The sequence below is a fragment of the Demequina rhizosphaerae genome (assembly GCF_000971255.1).
Taxonomy (GTDB): domain Bacteria; phylum Actinomycetota; class Actinomycetes; order Actinomycetales; family Demequinaceae; genus Demequina; species Demequina rhizosphaerae.
In genome coordinates, this window is record NZ_BBMC01000004.1 from 159,658 (window position 1) to 176,025 (window position 16,368).

Below are 16,368 nucleotides of genomic sequence, written 5' to 3' on the forward strand. Positions count from 1 at the left end.
TCTCGCCGATGGAGGGGGCGGACGGCGGCTCAGGCTGGCACGACGGTTGCGATGAACCTGCCGATCCGCGTCTGCTCGCCGAGACTGCGAGCAGCTTCGAGCGATGCATCCGCCGACACGAGATCCCGCGTCACGGGGACCTCGCCGGGCGCGTAGTGCATGAGCAGGACGGCCCTCTTGGCGCGTCGGCGAAGGCGCTCCAGCTCGTCGGGCGTCAAGTAGGACGCTGAGCCTCCAAGTGCCAGCACCGTGTCGAACTGAGTGCCGCACAGCACACGCTGATGCTCGGCGACCGCATAGGTCATCGGATAGACACCGGCCAGGTGCGGGTGTTTCCACACGAGCTCATTGAGCATTGCCGACGACGGATCGATCCCGACGTAGCGCACGGACTCGACAAGCCCGAGGTCGAGTGGCAGGCCTGTGCCGCAACCCACGTCGAGCGTGCGCCGCAGTTTGGGCCCGAACACTTCACGGATGAGAGACACGGTCGCGATCTTCTCGGCGCCGCGCAACCCGTGGTCGGAATCCCAATGCGACGCGTACGCGTCGTACGGCGATGCGATACCTGATGCCGTGCAGGGATGATTCTGGACGCCATACACGTGGTCGGCGCGACCCCGGTTGATGATCCCTGTGTTCTGGACATCCTTGTCCAGCGGGAAGTACTTCCAGCCGTCATCGAGGGTGAGGTAGAGGTTGGTCGCCTTGTAGAACTTCATCGGCTCCCCGAAGGTGCGAATAACCCGAGCCGCGCGTATGCAGTCGTCCTTGGTGAAGCCCGTCGTCTTGTCCGGGATTACGTACTCGTGAGGCGCACCTTGCGCGTAGGTCGTCGCGAACACCCAGTCCAGCTCCGGAACGAGGTTGCGCCACCAGTCGAGATCAGTCTTGGTAATCATCGGTATCCCCTAGTCAGGCACGGCCCACGAAGTCCGTGCATGCCTAGTGTGGGTGCGTCCACTGACAGTCGGGGCGCGGTAGGCGCAGAGCTGGAGACCTCCTACCGCTTCGCTCCTGTCTTGCCTCCGGCGCTACGAGCGTTCGCTTCGTCGCTTCCGCGAGCCTTGCGGAGCCAGTACGGCTTGAGGTCGAATCGGACCTCGAGTTGGGTGGTGTCGACGGTGCCGCGCGTGTACCACTTCGGCGGCTTGCCTGGGCGGGCGACCTGGTAGGCGACGGCGCCAGCCGCGATAGCGATGCCGACCCCTACACCGGCAGCGAGGGCCCCGAACGGCACTTTGAGGTTGCCGACGTTCGCGCCGACCGCTGTCGTGACAAGCCTCAGAGCTGCGGCGCCGCCCTTGTCGGTGAGGATCTGGTCGCGCTTGGTCTCGATCGAAGCCGTGTCCGACACGGGCTTCACGAGACTGGGGTTCTTCTTGGTCGCCCAGTCCTGGAAGTTGCTCCAATCGAGCTGGCGTACCCCCTCGCGCGCCCTGCTCCTGTCCCACACGGCGACGTAGGCCTCCTTCAACTGGCTCATGGTGAAGTACCGGGGCAGGAGATCGAACACGCGGGTCGTCTCCTCCATCTCCTTGCGCCAGTACTCGCGAACCATCCGAAGCGGCTCGATCGTGTCGACGGGACTGTTGCGTGTCGCGAGGTCGTGGATGTTCGACCATGCACCATCGTTTTGCGGCTCGACCTCAGGGGCGGTCACGGGAAGCGCGCACGTGTAGATGAACGTGACCGGCTCACCTTCAGCGCGGGGTTCGATGAAGCCCACCGCGTGCAGAGAGTCGCGCTCAAGGGGGAACTGCACCAGAACCTTGCTCGCGAAGTCTTTGGTCAACGCCAGCGCGGCATCGCTTGGCCTTGTGCCGGGGCCGATCTCGCCCTCGGGCCAGCCGGTCCGGGACCCGGGATGCACCGGGGACCTGCGCACCGTCAGGAACGTCGACTCGCTCGCGCTCACGACGCCGGCGAGCCACGGCTGATAGGCGCCGCCGTCCCCGTCGTCGCCATGAGGGGCGACGGGCGACTCGAGGCGAATCGCCACCGGGACGACGATGACCCGTCCCGAAGCCGAAGACGTCGAATTCATAGGTTGACACCACCCAACGAGAGTCTTAATCTGTGCGCGTCACAGTAATACGGTGACGAAGTTCGCCAGCAAGCCCATTATACGGATGGGTTCGCTGAACATCCACAGACCCGCCGCCAACGGTGGCCCACACCAGGGAGATCATCATGACCACACTGTCCATCGACGCCATCCCCTTCGACTTCGACAAGGGCAACCGCCGCCTCCTCAAGAAGCTCCTGCGCCAGCTCGGAGCGGAGGCGCTCACGCTCTACCGCCTGGGCCTGGCGGTGAAGAACAAGGACTACGCGCTCGCCACGCCCGACCTCATGATGGTGCTCGCCGCCCTCGGATATGTCGCGAACCCGCTCGATGTCGTTCCCGACTTCGTGCCGGTCGCCGGCCTGGGCGACGACGCGCTCGTCGTCGCCGCCGTCGTCGCCAAGCTCGGCTATGAGCTGATCTGCTTCCGCAGCTGGGAGCGCCGCCACCACAACGGCCGCTACGACGGCTAACACCCGCATCGCCACCCCACACCCGAAAGGACGCCTGCAATGAGCCGCATCGCCGCAATCCCCGCACCCCTTCCCCGTGCGGCATTCCTGGACCCGCTGGGCATCGGGATCCAGATCGCCGGACCCGCACTGATCCGCGCGGCAAGTGCGCTCGCAGCGCACGCCAAGGCAAAGCGCGCGGCTGCGCCCAGGCGCGCCGCCGCTCGCGCACGCACCTGCTCGACGCTCGAGACCGGGACGCGGACCATTTCTGCAGGCGACCGAGGCGTCACCTACGACGACCTCGTGGTGCCCTACCTCGCCAGCGCACCGATCGTCACGATCATCGATCCCTACCTGCGCGACGAGCAGCAGATCCAGAACCTCGCCGACCTCCTCGAATCCATCGGCCGCACCAACAACGCGGCACCGACCAAGGTCGAGATCATCACCACCGCTGAAGACGGCACGATCGAGCGCGCATGCCGCCAGGCGGAACTCCTACTCGCCCTGCGCGCCAACGCGGCGCTGGACGGTCTCTCTGTCTCCGTGGCCTTCGACTCGACCATCCACGACCGCAGCATCACCACGCACGAATGGCAGATCCTGCTGGGCAAGGGGCTCGACTTCTGGCACCGCCCCGGCGCCGACGTCGACCCCCTGACCTGGCGGCGCCAGGAGCTGCGAGAAGTCGCCAAGACCTTCCACATCACCTACAACCGCGTCTCCTGACCACGCTGACGGCACAGCAGACGCGAGAGAGGATCGACGCTCATCGGCCGAACCCACCGCGTTGTTCGCCGCTAGCCCGCCCGACTCGAATCCCTCACACGTCCCCATCCGAACGCTCGTGCACCGGGCTGGCCGGGCACCCCGCCGCACCACGCACGTAGGTGAGCGCCACGATCACCGCAGATCAGCGCGCCCCCGAATCCCGCCGCGAACAGACCTCGTCGACGAGGTGCTCGTCGATGAGCCCGTGCCGCAGCGCGGTCTCGACCTCCGACCAGGCGCCAGGGGGATCAACCACGAGAGAGTCCCATCCATCGGTATGCCCGCCCGGGGCATAGGCGTACGACACCAGGAAGTCGATGACCTCGTCACGGGAACGCGCTCCGTCGGCGTACTCCTTACAGGCACGCAGCGGCGTCAAATGCCGGACGTCGCCTCCGGCCAGCGCGACCTGCTCCACCACATCGCCGACCTGCACCGGACGCTCGCCCGCAGAAGACTGCGAGGCGCTCGCGAACGTGCCGTCGGCGTGCGCGGCCGGGTCGGGGGCATCATCCGATGGCCCAGTGGCGATCATGCCTCCATCATGGGTGTGCGCTCTGGCGCGACGCCAGGCATCCGGAGAGAATCGGAGCATGAGGCGCGAGGGCATCCCGGAGGACAAGCGCCGGCGCATGCTCATCGAGGCAGCGCGCATCAATTGCGACGTCAACCGCAAGCTGGGCAGGGTGCCCGAGGCGAGGATGCTCGAGTTTGCCGCCATGAGGCTTGACGAGTACGACACGTGGGACGTGGCGCCGTACCGGACGGCACCGACGCCGAGGGAACTGCGGATGCTCACCAGGCGCCGTTGGTGGGAATGCTTGCTCGGCTAGCGCGTCTCGAGGCGGGCAGCCGTGACCGCCGCAACGCACACGAACGGTGGCGGGGCGCCCTTCACGGGCGACCCCCGCGTCGCACCAATTCATTGCCGTAGCCAAGGCGTGGAGTATCGGCGGGCATGAGTTCTCACAGGCCGCGGCCCGGTCGCTCCTAGGCGGCTCCGCGCGTCTCGCTCGTCTGCACGGCTTCACAGCGGTCGTCGTACGGGGTCTACGCGAGGTCGCCTTCGCCGCGCTGAGTCATCCGCGAAGAAGCCACGTGGTCTCGTCAACATATCGGCGCGAGATGACACGACGTGACAGAGTCACTTCGCGCACGGGGCGGATCGAGAGGGTCTGTTCAGGCTTCCAGGGCGGCCACTCCCAGTCGGTCGAGCATGCTCTGTGCCTCGGACTGCACCGCGATGAGGGCGCTGTTCAACTCGGACCGGTATGCCTGGTTGTCGCGCACTGTCTGGTTGACGGCATCGATCTCTCGCACGGCCCCACCGAACCCGGCCTCGAGTTCGCCGCGTACGTGGGTGAGGATGTCAGTCGCGATCGAGTCGCATTGAGCCAGTACCCCGCCGATGATCGCGTTGCGGCGGCGCATCTGCTCTTTGATTGCGGCGGTCTCCGCCCGTTCCTCCTGAAGAATCGAATAGGCCTCGAGAGCGACAGGGATGGCGATGCTTCCGTACTTCGCGACCTGACCGATCTTGTTGGCCATGCGTACCGCCTGGTAGGGCTTGAACTTGACGCCGAGGTGCTTGCCCACGCCGTAGACGATCTTGTGGCCCGGGCTTCCGGCGGCTTGCCGCACGCCGTCGCCTGCGCCCCAGTTCTTCTGGAAGTTCTTGAGGTGGTCCGCGGCCTTCGGTGCCCAATTGGGGAGGCCAGTGCGCTTCTGGCTTGGTGCTTCGTCGAGCCCGGTATCGACAGGGGAGACGGTGCTGTCGATGTCGCCCTGGATATCGAGCTCGGCGAGCTGATGCGCGTACGGCGAAGCTTCGATTTCGCGCACCTCCGAGGTGAAATCGGCGAGCTGGGCGTTCAGGACGCGATTGACCGAGTCTGTGAACGCTCGGTGCGCCTCGTCGAGGCGTTCGTTGAGTCGCGCAGATGCGGCGTCGAGGTCAGCGCGGTCCTGAGATGCCGAGTCGTCGATCGACTCGGCGGTGTCAGCGAGCTCTTCGGCGGCTCTGATGCACGCAGTTCGGAACTCCGCGGCTTGGCGGTCGAGCGCGGACTCGATGAGGCCGCGACGGTTGGTGAGTGCTCTGCGCTGGCGTGCGAGTACCGCCAGGATGGCCTCTTCGTCGGGGCTGTCGGAGATGGAGGCGAGCGCCTCGCCTGCAACGAGGGCGATCTGCTGGAGCGGTACGCGGAAGCGAGCCAGTTCGCCTCGTTCTTGCGCGATCTGGTTGATGGCTTCTCGGACCTGCGCCATGCGTGAAGCGTCGAGTCGGCGGGCCGCCTTCGACGGATCCTGTTCGTGCAGGCCGTCCAGGTAGGTCTTGGCGTCGCACTCGACCCACGGCACGTAGTCAGCGAAGGTGCCCAGAGCCGTCCTCACCGCGTCATCGCGCACGCCCGGTGCGGCGGGAAGGGTGCGGCACTTCGTGATCACAATCAAGAGCTGGGGTGCCTTGCGCAAGTCCTCGGTGACGTGCTTGAGGTGCGCGATCATACGGTCGTCGAACAGATCCACCGTGACGGTGAACAGCACAAGATCCGCGCTGCGCAGCGCCTCCTCGGCCATCGCGTCGTGTTCGACGAGCCCTGCCTGCACGCCGGGCGTGTCGACGAGGTCGACAAGACCGTCCCAGTCGAAGACCTCAACCTTGTCGGTCGCCACGGCGGAGTCGATCACGACCTCGGCGGCCTCGTCCGTGAGTGCCTTCACGAGCGTCGACTTCCCGCTGCTGTAGAACCCGGTCAACACCATCCTGGGGCGGTCGTGCTCCTCGATCGCCAGCATCTGGCTCAACCGCGTCGCACGATCTGCCGGCATCTCGGCGATCAGCGTGCTGAGACGGTCCGACAAGTCGCGGATCGCGGCAGGCGCGGCATGGAAAAGGACGTCACTCATGGGGTAGCACTCCTTCGTGTACTCGTGTGTGAGATCTCCACTGGGGTCTCGAGGTGGTCGGAGAGGTTCGCGGACCAGGCGGCGAGGACCGGATCTGGCACCTTCTCCGCTGTCGTCACGCGGGTGCAGTCGGACCGGCTGACGCGGACCTCGGGGACGTGCTCGGTCAGCCCCAGAACGTAGGAGGCCGCGCGAACTCCCTGCCGACCTGGCTCGGGCGGGCGCCCGTATGCGACGAGCTCGGGCGACGCTGGTGGAAACAACCACGCCTCGGACAGCGCCTCCTCGTCGACCTCGACAACGGTGCAAACACCCGCAAGCCGCGTCACCTTGCGAACCGCCCCCGCCAGGCGAGGACGGTCCTCCAGATGTAGCAGACAGACGGCGGTCTCGTGGTCGAGCGTCGACGTCGCCGCGCGAACCTCGCGTCGCCGCGATGCGAGCCCATCGGCCACGGCTGACGCTGACGCCTCAGCTCGCGCGTTCCGCGCGAAGCATTGCGCGATGTCGTCACGGACCTGCGCGATCGTGGCCCTCACACTGGCAAGCATCTTGGCCTCGACCTGGTCGAGCACGTCGCCGATCTGGGTGCGCAGCAACTCCCGATTGGCTTCCAGGATCTTCGCCTTGCTGGTGAACAGTGACTGCACCCGCTTGCGCAGCGGGGTGATCGCCAAGCCGCCGATGATGCCGACGACAGCGCCCACCGGCCCGCCGTAGACGAAGCCGACCACCGCGATGGCAAGCGCGCCGCCGCCACCGACAGCCAGGCCAGCCGCGCGACGCTTCCACACGCTCCTGAAGTCCTGCAAACCGCCGACCTTGATTCCTGGACGTTCAGCGGTGGTCCACTCGCGGTTGGCGTCGGCGATCTCCCCAGCCATCGTGTGCGACAGCTGCGACAGCTGCGACTTCATGTCCTGTTCGATCTCGTCGAGCATGTCGCCTTGTTCCGTCTCCCACGCGGTCACCACTTGCGGTCCGAAATCCGTCACCGACTGATGCCAGCCACGCCGCTTGCCGACGATGCGCACAATGTTGTCCGCCATCGTCTGCTCGCACGAGGAGACAAGACGCGCGATTCGTCGCTCCTGATCCTGGCGCATCCCACGCGCAACTTCGACACTCGCCCGCGTCGAGGCCTCCACGGTCGACAGGGCTTCGGTCAGTTGGAGTGCCTGCGCGCGCACCTCGTCAGCCTCGCGCAGAACGCGCCGATGCGCGCGGCGCGCTTCAGCCTCGCTCCGGAGGACTCCGAGCAGATCGGCGACACGGCTCGCCGCACCGAGCTCGGTTCCGACGGCGTCAGCCGTCCGGGACTGCCGCGCGGCTTCCGCATGAAGCATGATCTCGGCCACGGGCCGAACGCCCGCTGTCGCGAGGTGATTGCGGATGGTGGCGAAGTGCCCTTCGTGCTGGTCGAAGACCGCAGCGGGGTCGTCGAGGAAGTCTTCTCGATCCAGGTCATCCACGAGCGGCGCCCGACAGTTCAATGCGATCACGACAGGTTTGCCGCGGAACGCGACCTCGCGCAGCGCTTGCGCGGTCTCCTCTTGGAAGGAGTCGTTGCTGGCCACCCACAGCACGAGATCGGCACCTGGAATCTCGGCCATGGCGAGAGCCACGTCCTCGGCGCCGTCCTGTGCTCCCACTCCTGGGGTGTCGACAATCTCAACGTCGGCGATATCGACAGCAGGCGCTCCGAAGACGTCGCGAGACGTGCGCTGCGCTCCAACCCCGATGCGATCCTTCGAGCCGTCGGTGAGCGCCGCCAACAACGTGCTCTTGCCCGCCATGGTGCGGCCCATCAGCACAACCCGCATCGGACGCGCACTGGCTGGGGCCTCGGTGATCGCGACCTCAGCGAGCAGGTCCAAGAACTCGCGCGTCGTGGGGTCGGACGAAACGGCGCGGGATGAAGCCGCGTGGGCGTCGACCAGGAACGCGCGGTAGGACGCCACTGCCGCCGTGTGCGCCTGCAATCGGTCGTCGCCACACGGTTCGGGTCCGAAGAACAGGTCCTTCGCGGTCGCGCTCCAACGGTGCCTGGAGGTCACGGTGAGCTCCAGCTGGCACTCACAAGTGGGCGCGTCGTCGTGCGCCGACGGACAGACTTCATGCGGCTCAGGTCTGCCGCGCTAGCCATCGTGGGTCCCCGCGGCGGCTGGCTCACCAAGGTGCGCGACGATGGTGAGGGGATCCTCGAAGACGATCCCACACACGTGGACATCCGCCGAGAGCCTCTCGCTCAGAAGTCGGCTGACCGCCCGCAGGTCGAGACTGACCTCGACCTCGGCAGGACTGACCGCGCGCGAGCTCACCGCGCCCGCAGGCAGCCCCAGGTCATCGAGCTTCTCGGCTATCGCACACGCCAAGCCGTCTCTGAACAACCGGGTGGGGACGTGAGGCTGACCCGTGTACGCGAGCTTCGCGACAAGCGTGGCGGTCAGCGTGTCGCCGTGGATGTCATACCGCCGCACGACCGCGATGACCGGAAGCGTCTTGTGCACGGGCAACGCGCCGATCGGCTTGATCGTATGGTCGAACTCGACCTCGAGCTGGCCGGTGGCGTTCGTGCGGATGGCCTTGACGGGCGATCGTCCCGACACGAGCCCATGAGCCTCGTGAAGTGGCACCTCGAATCTCATTGCCGCCCCCTCAGTGCGACGGTTATCTGTGGTCGACGTGCGCCGCACGCGGCTATCTCCGCGATCCGGGCATCTGTGCTTGGCTTGCGTAGGCGGCGGCGATAGTGGCGGTCCGTCATCGGGCGACCTCGACGAGATTGCCTCCGAGCCGGCTCGCGAGCTGGCCCAACGCAGGCTGGGCCGTGTTCACGATCCAGTTGGGGCCGGCGAGAAGGCCCACCTCGACGTAGCCGGCGGATACCGACACAATCTTGTCGACGGCAGCTTGGGTGGCCTCGCTGTCGGCGTAGATGGAGAACACGTCGTCTTGTGAACAGGCGCCCGACTCAAGTGCGCTCTTGACCTGGTCCGTCTGAGTCCACGCCGGGCATGCGTAGCCGGCGGCCACCGCCGCATCGACCAAGTCCTCGACAGAGGAGTACTGCGGGGCGTCGCTTCCCGCGCGGATAGGTATCTGCGGCGAGTCGCCCGACCCGGGTTCCGAGGCCACTGCTCCGCTGCCGTTGAGGTCGTCCTCGTAGTTCTGGGCCGCCCGCAGAATCTCGGACTCGGTGATGTAGGAGTCGGACTCGAGCAGATACGGGCGGTGAGATTCGGCACCGTTGCTGCACAGGACATCGTTGTGCCAGTCCCAGTCGTTCGTGCGAACGTAGGTGCACTCCCACTCCGATGCCGCCACGACCGTGACTGCCGTCTCCGCCGGTGCGGTCTCGATGGGCTCGCGCACCGGTGGCTCGTTGCCGGCCGGTTCATACGTCGACACGCAGCCCGCGGTCGCGACCACAGCTGTCACGGCGATCACGGTTCTGGTCGGTATTCGCAGCATCTTCACGGTGTTCGACGTCCCCCCAAAGACGTGTGAACTCGCGGCCGACCCCATGGCGACCGTTGGCGCGAGCCTATCGGTGGGCACAGACGTTGTCGCTGGGCCCGGCAGTGGTTGAGCGCCGCGCCGTCGCGCTCACGCAGACAGCACGGCCTGGTGCACGCGTGCGCCGCGGCAGGTCGATGCCCGTTTGAGCGCGGGCCCGGCGACAGGTGACCATTGACGTCGCTCGGGCGCGCGTGTCTATCCGCGTGTGGATGCGGTGGCCGCGTTATTCGTCGTAGACCTCAAGGTCGTAGTTGAGCAGTTCCCAGGTGCCGGCGTGGATCGCGCCTGCGGCCTCGTCGTTGAGTTCAGCCGATGCGAGGGAGCAGGCGAAGTGCGTGATGCCCAGCACCGTCGGTTGGATCTTGTCCCAGGAGTCTGCGACGTCGGTGAGATCGGCGAATCTCGGACTGCCAGCGCTGGGAGCCTGACCCGCTTCCGTGGACACCTGATCTGAGGCGATGATCGTCTTGGAAGGGAGTTCCGCGAATGCCCGCACCGAAGTCGCCGGAGTTCCGGCGTCGAGCATTGGACCTTGTCGCGCAGGGTGAACCTGTCGCGGCGACCGCCCGCAATCTTGGGATCAGCGAGTCGTGCCTGCGTCGCTGGATGGCTCAGGACGAGATCGACCGTGGCGACCGTGAAGGCCTGACCAGCGCCGAGAAGCGCGAGCTGGTCGAGCTGCGTCGCAAGAACCGGGTCCTGGAAACCGAGATCGAGATCCTCAAGCGTGCCTCGGCGTACTTCGCGCGCGAGAACATCCTCCCAAAATAGGGTTCCGGCTCGTCCATGAGCTGGCCGCCGACGGCTTCGACGTCGCGGTGGCGTGCCGGATCCTGAAGGTCTCCCGTACCGGCTACTACGCCTGGCGGACCCGTCCGCCGTCGACGCGTGCCGTCGCCGACGAGGCGCTCACGACCACGATCGAACGGATCCATCTAGACTCCCGCGGCACGTATGGCGCGCCCCGCGTCCACGCCGAGCTGCGGCTCGGCCTGGGGGTACGGGTGGGGCGCAAGCGCGTCGCCAGGCTCATGCGGCAAGCCGAGTTGCAGGGCGTATGCCACCGCAGGAAACGTCGAGGCTGGAAGCCGGCCCCGGCCGCGCACGACGATCTCGTCCAACGCCAGTTCCGGGCCGACCGCCCCAACCGGCTGTGGTTCTGCGACATCACGCAGCACCGCGCGAAGGACGGCTGGGTCTACTGCGCCGGCGTCATCGACGCCTACTCCCGTCGGATCGTGGGCTGGTCGATCTCGGACCGCATCACCGCGGACATCGTCGTCGACGCTCTCGACATGGCCCGCTGGCAACGTCGACCAGCCCCGGGCACCATCGTGCACGCCGATCGAGGAGCGCAGTACACGTCCTGGGTCTTCGGGCACCGGCTACGCCAGGCCGGGCTGCTGGGATCGATGGGGCGAGTCGCCTCGAGCGTGGACAACGCCCTCATCGAGTCGTTCTGGTCGACCATGCAACGCGAGCTGCTCGACCGCCACGACTGGGACTCCCGCACCGAGCTCGCATCCGCGATGTTCGAATGGATCGAGGGCTTCTACAACCCCCGCCGCCGGCACACCTCGCTCGGCGACCTCAGCCCAGTCGAGTACGAAGCCCTTCACACCCGTGCCGCCATCGCGGCATGATCAACACACCACCCGTGTCCACGAGACCGGGTCAGGCTCCAGACCCTGAAGAAGTGGCTCGCGGCCAGGCCCGACACCGACACGATCGACGCGATGCAACACGTGTTGCACACCTTCCAGCATGTCTACAACCACGAACGCCCCCACCGGTCGCTCGCACGGCGCACCCCCGCCGAGGCCTACACCGCGCTACCCAAGGACCAGCCCTCGATCGAGCTCCTCGAGCGCCACTGGCGCGTCCGCCACGACATCGTCGACCCCGGCGGCACCATCACCGTGCGCTGGGCCGGCAAGCTACGCCACCTCGGCATCGGACGCGCCCACCGCGGAACCGACATCGTGCTCCTCATGGCCGGCCGCGACACCCTCGTCATCGACCGCACCACCGGCGAGATCATCGCAGAACACCACCTCGACGAAACCCGCGACTACCAGCCCAAGAAACACCAAAGGCCCCTCCCGAAGGAGGGGCCTTTGTGAACGATGACCCGAGACATCTGTGAACGATGTCCCGACACATCACAGAAGCGCCCCCGACAGGAATCGAACCTGCGACCTACGGTACCGGAAACCGGCGCTCTATCCGCTGAGCTACGGGGGCCCGCCCGGACTGGCCGGGCCGAACGAGGATATCAGCAGGTCGCCGCGGCGCGGGACCCCCGTGCCGGCCCGCGTCGGGCCCGCCGCGCCGGCCACGCGCGTGGGATGCTGAGGCGTGCGCATCCGCCCCGCCGTCGTCGCCGTCCCGACCGTGGTGCTGGCGTTCGCGCTCGCGGCCTGCGAGCCCCGCGGGGGCGACGACGTCCGCGACAGCCGCGACCCGGACGCGGTCGGCACCGTGACGCGCGTCGAGGACGCGGCCGACGTCATCGCGGTGGGCTTCGCGCCCGATCCCGGGTACGAGTACTTCGAGGGCACCACGTTCGACTTCGCCGAGCAGGGCGGGCTCGAGGGCCCCGACGGCGAGGCGCTCACAGGCTCGGACGTGGCGGTGGGGGACCGGCTCGAGGTGTGGGTCGAGGCGTGCGCCGAGTCCTTCCCCGTCCAGTGCCCGGATCCCGTCGGGCGCGTGCTCCCGTAGCGGAGCGGCGCCGGGCGGTCCACACTGATCCCATGCCCGCCGTCGAGCTCGCCCTGGTCGGCGGCCCCACCGTGGTCGTCGGGTACGCCGGCCTCGCGCTCCTCACGGACCCGACGTTCGACCCGCCGGGCGCGTACGGCAACCTCACCAAGCTCGCCGGGCCCGCGTTCGGCCCCGAGCACATCGGGCACGTCCACCTCGTGCTGCTCTCGCACGACGAACACGCGGACAACCTCGACCACGCGGGCCGCGCCGCGCTCGCCGCCGCGGGCCACGTGCTCTCCACGCCCGGCGCCTCGTCCCGCATCCCCGGCGTCGTGGGGCTCAAGCCGTGGCACAGCGTCACGGTGTACGGCGCGCACGCGCCGGTGCGGGTGACCGCCGTGCCCGCGCAGCACGGCCCGACGGCGCTGCTCGACCGGCTGGCGGAGGTCACCGGCTTCGTCGTCGAGGCCGCCGGCTGGCCCACGCTGTACTTCTCCGGCGACAACTCCGAGGTCGAGGTGGCCGCGCGGGTCGCCCACCGCTTCCCCGACGTCGAGGTCGCGCTCGTGTGCGCCGGCGCGGCGCGGGTGGCGCGGCTGGACGATGCGCTGCTCACCGCGGACGCCGCCCGCACCGCCGCGATCGCGGAGCTGTGGCCGGCCGCCGCGGTGGTGCCCGTCCACATCGACGACTGGGCCCACTTCTCCGAGCCCCGGCCCGCCCTGAGGAGGGCGCTCGCGGACGATCCGGCCCGCGACCGCATCGTCCTCCTGGAGAGGGGAGCGGCGGTCAGCCTCCCGCGCGCGTGGAGCACCCCGGCCCACGCCTAGAATGGCCTGGTGACCCCCGAAGAGCTCTCCGCGACCATCCGCGCCGCCATCCTGGCCGGCATCGACGACAGCGACTTCCAGCTGTCCCCGTTCGACGTCCCGGAGGTGCGCGTCGAGCGACCGCGTCAGCGCGATCATGGCGACTGGGCCACCAACGTCGCCATGCAGCTCGCGAAGAAGGCCGGCACGAACCCCCGCGAGCTCGCCGACACGCTCGTCGAGCGCCTCGCGCAGGTCGACGGCATCGCGACGGCCGAGGTCGCGGGCCCGGGCTTCATCAATATCCGCCTCGACGCGGACGCCGCCGGCCTGCTCGCCAAGGGCATCGTCGAGTACGGCGACGACTACGGCCGCGGCGAGTCCCTCACGGGCAAGGTCGTCAACGTCGAGTTCGTGTCCGCGAACCCCACCGGCCCCGTCCACATCGGCGGCACCCGCTGGGCGGCCGTCGGCGACTCCCTCGCGCGCCTGCTCGAGTTCCACGGCGCGGAGGTGGTGCGCGAGTACTACTTCAACGACCACGGCGCGCAGATCGACCGCTTCGCGGCCTCGCTGCTCGCGGTCGTGCGCGGCGAGGACGCGCCCGAGGACGGCTACGGCGGCGAGTACATCCAGGACATCGCCAACGAGGTCATGGCCGAGGCCGCCGCGGGCGGCTACAGTGACCCGCTCGAGCTGCCCCGCGACGAGCAGCTGGAGTTCTTCCGCAAGCACGGCGTCGCGCTGATGTTCCAGCAGATCAAGGACCAGCTCCACGCGTTCGGCGTCGACTTCGACGTCTACTTCCACGAGGACTCGCTGCACCACTCGGGCGCCGTCGACAAGGCGATCGAGCAGCTGAAGTCCACCGGTGCGCTGTACGAGAAGGACGGCGCCTGGTGGCTCCGCTCGACCGACTACGGCGACGACAAGGACCGCGTCGTCATCAAGTCCGACGGCCGACCGGCGTACATCGCGGGCGACCTCGCGTACTTCAAGGACAAGCGCCACCGCGGCGCGGACCTGTGCATCTACCTGCTCGGCGCGGACCACCACGGCTACATCGCGCGCCTCAAGGCGGCCGCGGCTGCCTTCGGTGACGACGCCGACACCGTCGAGGTGAAGATCGGCCAGCTGGTCAACCTCGTCAAGGACGGCAAGCCGGTCCGCATGTCCAAGCGCGCGGGCACCGTCGTGACGATCGAGGACCTCGTCGAGGCCGTCGGCGTCGACGCCGCCCGCTACGCGCTGGCCCGCTCCAGCGCGGACACCCCGATCGACGTCGACCTCGACCTGCTCGCGTCGCAGTCGAACGCGAACCCGGTGTTCTACGTCCAGTACGCGCACGCCCGCACGGCCGGCGTCGCCCGCAACGCCGCCGAGTACGGCATCCGCCGCGAGGACGGCTTCGACCCGTCGCTGCTCACGCACGAGTCCGAGGCCAAGCTCCTCGGCATCCTCGGCGAGTTCCCGCGCGTCGTCGCGCAGGCCGTCGAGTTCCGCGAGCAGCACCGCGTCGCGCGCTACCTCGAGGACGTCGCCGCCGCGTTCAACCAGTGGTACGACCGCACCCGCGTCACCCCGCAGGGCGACGAGGAGGTCACCGACCTCCACCGCACCCGTCTGTGGGTGAACGATGCGACCGGCCAGGTGCTGCGCAACGGCCTGCACCTGCTCGGCGTCTCCGCCCCCGAGAGGATGTGATGATGACCGCCGCCGTGTTCTCGAGGACCGTCACGCGCGGCGAGGACGGCGCCCTGTCCGTGGGCGGCGTCGACGTGCGCGAGCTCGCCGGGCGCTTCGGCACGCCGCTGTACGTGGTCGACGAGGAGGACATGCGGGCGCGCGCCGCCGCGTTCCGCGACTCCTTCACCACCGCGTTCGGCCGGCACGGCGCCAAGGTGGACGTGTACTACGCGTCCAAGGCGTTCCTGTCGTCCAAGGTCGCGCGCTGGATGCGCGCCGAGGACCTGTGCATGGACGTCGCGTCCGGCGGCGAGCTCGAGCTCGCGCTGCGCGGCGGCATGCCCGCCTCGCACATCGGCCTCCACGGCAACAACAAGTCGGACGCGGAGCTGCGCCGCGCGCTCGAGGTGGGCGTGGGCCGCATCATCGTCGACTCGTTCACCGAGATCGAGACGCTCGACGCGATCGCCCGCGAGATGGGCACGGTCGCGCCCGTGCTCGTGCGCGTCACCACCGGCGTCCACGCAGGCGGCCACGAGTACATCGCGACCTCGCACGAGGACCAGAAGTTCGGGCTGTCGCTCGCGGCCGGCGCCGCCTTCGAGGCGCTGGTCGAGTGCCACGACGCTGAGGGCATCGACCTGCGCGGCATCCACACGCACATCGGCAGCCAGATCCTGTCGCTCGCGGCCTTCCAGGAGAGCGCGGAGCGGATGCTGGGCCTGCGCGCGGCGTTCCGCGCCGAGGTCGGCGTCGACCTGCCCGAGGTGGACCTCGGCGGCGGCTACGCGATCCGCTACACGCCGCACGGCGAGGAGCTCACCCCGCAGGACGCGGCGGCCGGCATGGCCGAGGCCGTGGCCGCCGCCGTCGAGAAGGTCGGCGGCTCGTGGCCGCACCTGTCGATCGAGCCCGGCCGGGCCATCGCCGGGCCGGCGGGCATGACCCTCTACCGGGTCGGGGTCGTCAAGCGCGTGGACCTCGACGAGGGCGGCGAGCGCCAGTACGTCGCGGTCGACGGCGGCATGAGCGACAACATGCGCACCATCACGTACGAGGCCGAGTACACGGCGACCGTCGCGTCGCGGCTGTCCGACGCGGAGCCGGCGCTGAGCCGCGTGGTCGGCAAGCACTGCGAGAGCGGCGATATCGTCGTGCGCGACGTCGACCTGCCGCACGACACCGCCCGCGGCGACCTGCTCGCGGTGCCCGCGACCGGCGCGTACGGCCGCGTGATGGCCTCGAACTACAACTCCGTTCTCCGCCCCGCCGTGGTCGCGGTGCGCGACGGCGAGGCCGAGCTGCTGGTCCGTCGCGACACCCTCGAGGACCTCTTCAGCTGGGACGTCGCGCCCGACTGAGGAGCCGCATCGTCGCTCGCCTCGCGCGCCCGAGGGATGCGCGGTTGACTGGTGGGGAGTCCCCGCCAGCGACGAAG

General features: G+C 68.5%; 18 protein-coding genes and 1 tRNA gene. 10 read left to right on the forward strand and 9 right to left on the reverse strand.

Translation table 11 applies throughout. The features are described from left to right. Nucleotides 1-29: 29 nt before the first annotated feature. Nucleotides 30-902 (reverse strand): class I SAM-dependent methyltransferase, encoded by an 873-nt coding sequence (locus AOM07_RS06925; RefSeq protein WP_062312148.1) that lies wholly within the window; start codon nt 900-902, stop codon nt 30-32. A 101-nt stretch (nt 903-1,003) separates the two neighbouring features. Further along, nucleotides 1,004-2,047 (reverse strand): hypothetical protein, encoded by a 1,044-nt coding sequence (locus tag AOM07_RS06930; protein ID WP_156171850.1) that lies wholly within the window; start codon nt 2,045-2,047, stop codon nt 1,004-1,006. Between the two features lie 146 nt (nt 2,048-2,193). Here AOM07_RS06930 and AOM07_RS06935 point away from each other — a divergent pair, with 146 nt between their 5' ends. After that, entirely contained in the window at nt 2,194-2,541 is a 348-nt protein-coding gene (locus AOM07_RS06935; protein WP_062312153.1) for a YkvA family protein, read from the forward strand. Nucleotides 2,542-2,580: 39 nt separating this feature from the next. After that, nucleotides 2,581-3,252: an MIT C-terminal domain-containing protein gene (locus AOM07_RS14470; protein ID WP_084830163.1), complete on the forward strand. Its 672-nt coding sequence runs from the start codon at nt 2,581-2,583 to the stop codon at nt 3,250-3,252. Between the two features lie 184 nt (nt 3,253-3,436). Here AOM07_RS14470 and AOM07_RS06945 read toward each other — a convergent pair whose 3' ends face one another. After that, complete coding sequence (locus tag AOM07_RS06945) at nt 3,437-3,829, reverse strand: hypothetical protein (RefSeq protein ID WP_062312159.1); 393 nt, start codon at nt 3,827-3,829, stop codon at nt 3,437-3,439. Between the two features lie 58 nt (nt 3,830-3,887). On the opposite strand from AOM07_RS06945, the gene AOM07_RS06950 reads away from it, so the two are divergent. Next, the gene (locus tag AOM07_RS06950; RefSeq protein WP_062312162.1) at nt 3,888-4,127 is read left to right on the forward strand and encodes a hypothetical protein; all 240 of its coding nucleotides are present in this window, start codon (nt 3,888-3,890) and stop codon (nt 4,125-4,127) included. Nucleotides 4,128-4,473: 346 nt separating this feature from the next. Here AOM07_RS06950 and AOM07_RS06955 read toward each other — a convergent pair whose 3' ends face one another. The 5 genes from AOM07_RS06955 to AOM07_RS06975 form a co-directional block, all read right to left on the reverse strand. Next, nucleotides 4,474-6,204 (reverse strand): GTPase domain-containing protein, encoded by a 1,731-nt coding sequence (locus tag AOM07_RS06955; protein ID WP_062312165.1) that lies wholly within the window; start codon nt 6,202-6,204, stop codon nt 4,474-4,476. Beyond that, nucleotides 6,201-8,261, reverse strand: a complete 2,061-nt coding sequence (locus AOM07_RS06960) for a GTPase domain-containing protein (RefSeq protein ID WP_062312168.1) — start codon at nt 8,259-8,261, stop codon at nt 6,201-6,203. The genes AOM07_RS06955 and AOM07_RS06960 overlap by 4 nt, the downstream gene beginning before the upstream one ends. An 81-nt stretch (nt 8,262-8,342) precedes the next feature. Next, nucleotides 8,343-8,852 carry a hypothetical protein gene (locus AOM07_RS06965; RefSeq protein WP_062312170.1) on the reverse strand — a complete coding sequence of 170 codons (510 nt, stop codon included), beginning with the start codon at nt 8,850-8,852 and terminating at the stop codon, nt 8,343-8,345. A gap of 115 nt (nt 8,853-8,967) precedes the next feature. Continuing rightward, nucleotides 8,968-9,645 carry a hypothetical protein gene (locus AOM07_RS06970; RefSeq protein ID WP_156171851.1) on the reverse strand — a complete coding sequence of 226 codons (678 nt, stop codon included), beginning with the start codon at nt 9,643-9,645 and terminating at the stop codon, nt 8,968-8,970. A 304-nt stretch (nt 9,646-9,949) separates the two neighbouring features. Beyond that, nucleotides 9,950-10,252, reverse strand: a complete 303-nt coding sequence (locus tag AOM07_RS06975; RefSeq protein WP_169748137.1) for a hypothetical protein — start codon at nt 10,250-10,252, stop codon at nt 9,950-9,952. Between AOM07_RS06975 and AOM07_RS06980 the strand changes: the two genes are divergently transcribed. The 3 genes from AOM07_RS06980 to AOM07_RS06990 are packed head-to-tail and all read left to right on the forward strand — an operon-like array spanning nt 10,252 to nt 11,849. Next, the gene (locus AOM07_RS06980; protein WP_169748138.1) at nt 10,252-10,497 is read left to right on the forward strand and encodes a transposase; all 246 of its coding nucleotides are present in this window, start codon (nt 10,252-10,254) and stop codon (nt 10,495-10,497) included. The genes AOM07_RS06975 and AOM07_RS06980 overlap by 1 nt on opposite strands. Nucleotides 10,498-10,544: 47 nt before the next feature. Further along, complete coding sequence (locus AOM07_RS06985; RefSeq protein WP_062312181.1) at nt 10,545-11,369, forward strand: IS3 family transposase; 825 nt, start codon at nt 10,545-10,547, stop codon at nt 11,367-11,369. A gap of 45 nt (nt 11,370-11,414) precedes the next feature. After that, complete coding sequence (locus AOM07_RS06990) at nt 11,415-11,849, forward strand: integrase core domain-containing protein (RefSeq protein WP_084830164.1); 435 nt, start codon at nt 11,415-11,417, stop codon at nt 11,847-11,849. 48 nt (nt 11,850-11,897) lie between these two features. On the opposite strand, the gene AOM07_RS06995 is transcribed toward AOM07_RS06990, so the two are convergent. Beyond that, nucleotides 11,898-11,970 (reverse strand) — tRNA-Arg (locus AOM07_RS06995). Between the two features lie 114 nt (nt 11,971-12,084). Between AOM07_RS06995 and AOM07_RS14685 the strand changes: the two genes are divergently transcribed. Genes AOM07_RS14685 through lysA form a run of 4 tightly spaced genes read left to right on the forward strand, consistent with a single transcriptional unit; the run spans nt 12,085 to nt 16,291 of the window. Continuing rightward, nucleotides 12,085-12,450, forward strand: a complete 366-nt coding sequence (locus AOM07_RS14685; RefSeq protein WP_062312186.1) for a hypothetical protein — start codon at nt 12,085-12,087, stop codon at nt 12,448-12,450. A gap of 32 nt (nt 12,451-12,482) precedes the next feature. Beyond that, complete coding sequence (locus tag AOM07_RS07005) at nt 12,483-13,265, forward strand: MBL fold metallo-hydrolase (RefSeq protein ID WP_062312188.1); 783 nt, start codon at nt 12,483-12,485, stop codon at nt 13,263-13,265. Between the two features lie 9 nt (nt 13,266-13,274). Further along, nucleotides 13,275-14,948 carry an arginine--tRNA ligase gene (gene argS, locus AOM07_RS07010; protein WP_062312191.1) on the forward strand — a complete coding sequence of 558 codons (1,674 nt, stop codon included), beginning with the start codon at nt 13,275-13,277 and terminating at the stop codon, nt 14,946-14,948. Further along, a complete protein-coding gene (gene lysA / locus AOM07_RS07015; RefSeq protein ID WP_156171853.1) occupies nt 14,948-16,291 on the forward strand; it encodes a diaminopimelate decarboxylase in 1,344 nt (447 codons plus the stop codon). The genes argS and lysA overlap by 1 nt, the downstream gene beginning before the upstream one ends. The last annotated feature ends 77 nt before the right edge of the window (nt 16,292-16,368 follow it).

Excerpts from the sequence above, each read along its gene's own strand:
- AOM07_RS06950 (WP_062312162.1), top strand. The coding sequence starts at position 3,888 with ATGAGGCGCGAGGGCATCCCGGAGGACAAGCGCCGGCGCATGCTCATC.
- AOM07_RS06945 (WP_062312159.1), bottom strand. The coding sequence starts at position 3,829 with ATGATCGCCACTGGGCCATCGGATGATGCCCCCGACCCGGCCGCGCAC.
- AOM07_RS06935 (WP_062312153.1), top strand. The coding sequence starts at position 2,194 with ATGACCACACTGTCCATCGACGCCATCCCCTTCGACTTCGACAAGGGC.
- AOM07_RS14470 (WP_084830163.1), top strand. The coding sequence starts at position 2,581 with ATGAGCCGCATCGCCGCAATCCCCGCACCCCTTCCCCGTGCGGCATTC.
- AOM07_RS06930 (WP_156171850.1), bottom strand. The coding sequence starts at position 2,047 with ATGAATTCGACGTCTTCGGCTTCGGGACGGGTCATCGTCGTCCCGGTG.
- AOM07_RS06965 (WP_062312170.1), bottom strand. The coding sequence starts at position 8,852 with ATGAGATTCGAGGTGCCACTTCACGAGGCTCATGGGCTCGTGTCGGGA.
- AOM07_RS06955 (WP_062312165.1), bottom strand. The coding sequence starts at position 6,204 with ATGAGTGACGTCCTTTTCCATGCCGCGCCTGCCGCGATCCGCGACTTG.
- AOM07_RS06925 (WP_062312148.1), bottom strand. The coding sequence starts at position 902 with ATGATTACCAAGACTGATCTCGACTGGTGGCGCAACCTCGTTCCGGAG.
- AOM07_RS06975 (WP_169748137.1), bottom strand. The coding sequence starts at position 10,252 with ATGCTCGACGCCGGAACTCCGGCGACTTCGGTGCGGGCATTCGCGGAA.
- AOM07_RS07005 (WP_062312188.1), top strand. The coding sequence starts at position 12,483 with ATGCCCGCCGTCGAGCTCGCCCTGGTCGGCGGCCCCACCGTGGTCGTC.
- lysA (WP_156171853.1), top strand. The coding sequence starts at position 14,948 with ATGATGACCGCCGCCGTGTTCTCGAGGACCGTCACGCGCGGCGAGGAC.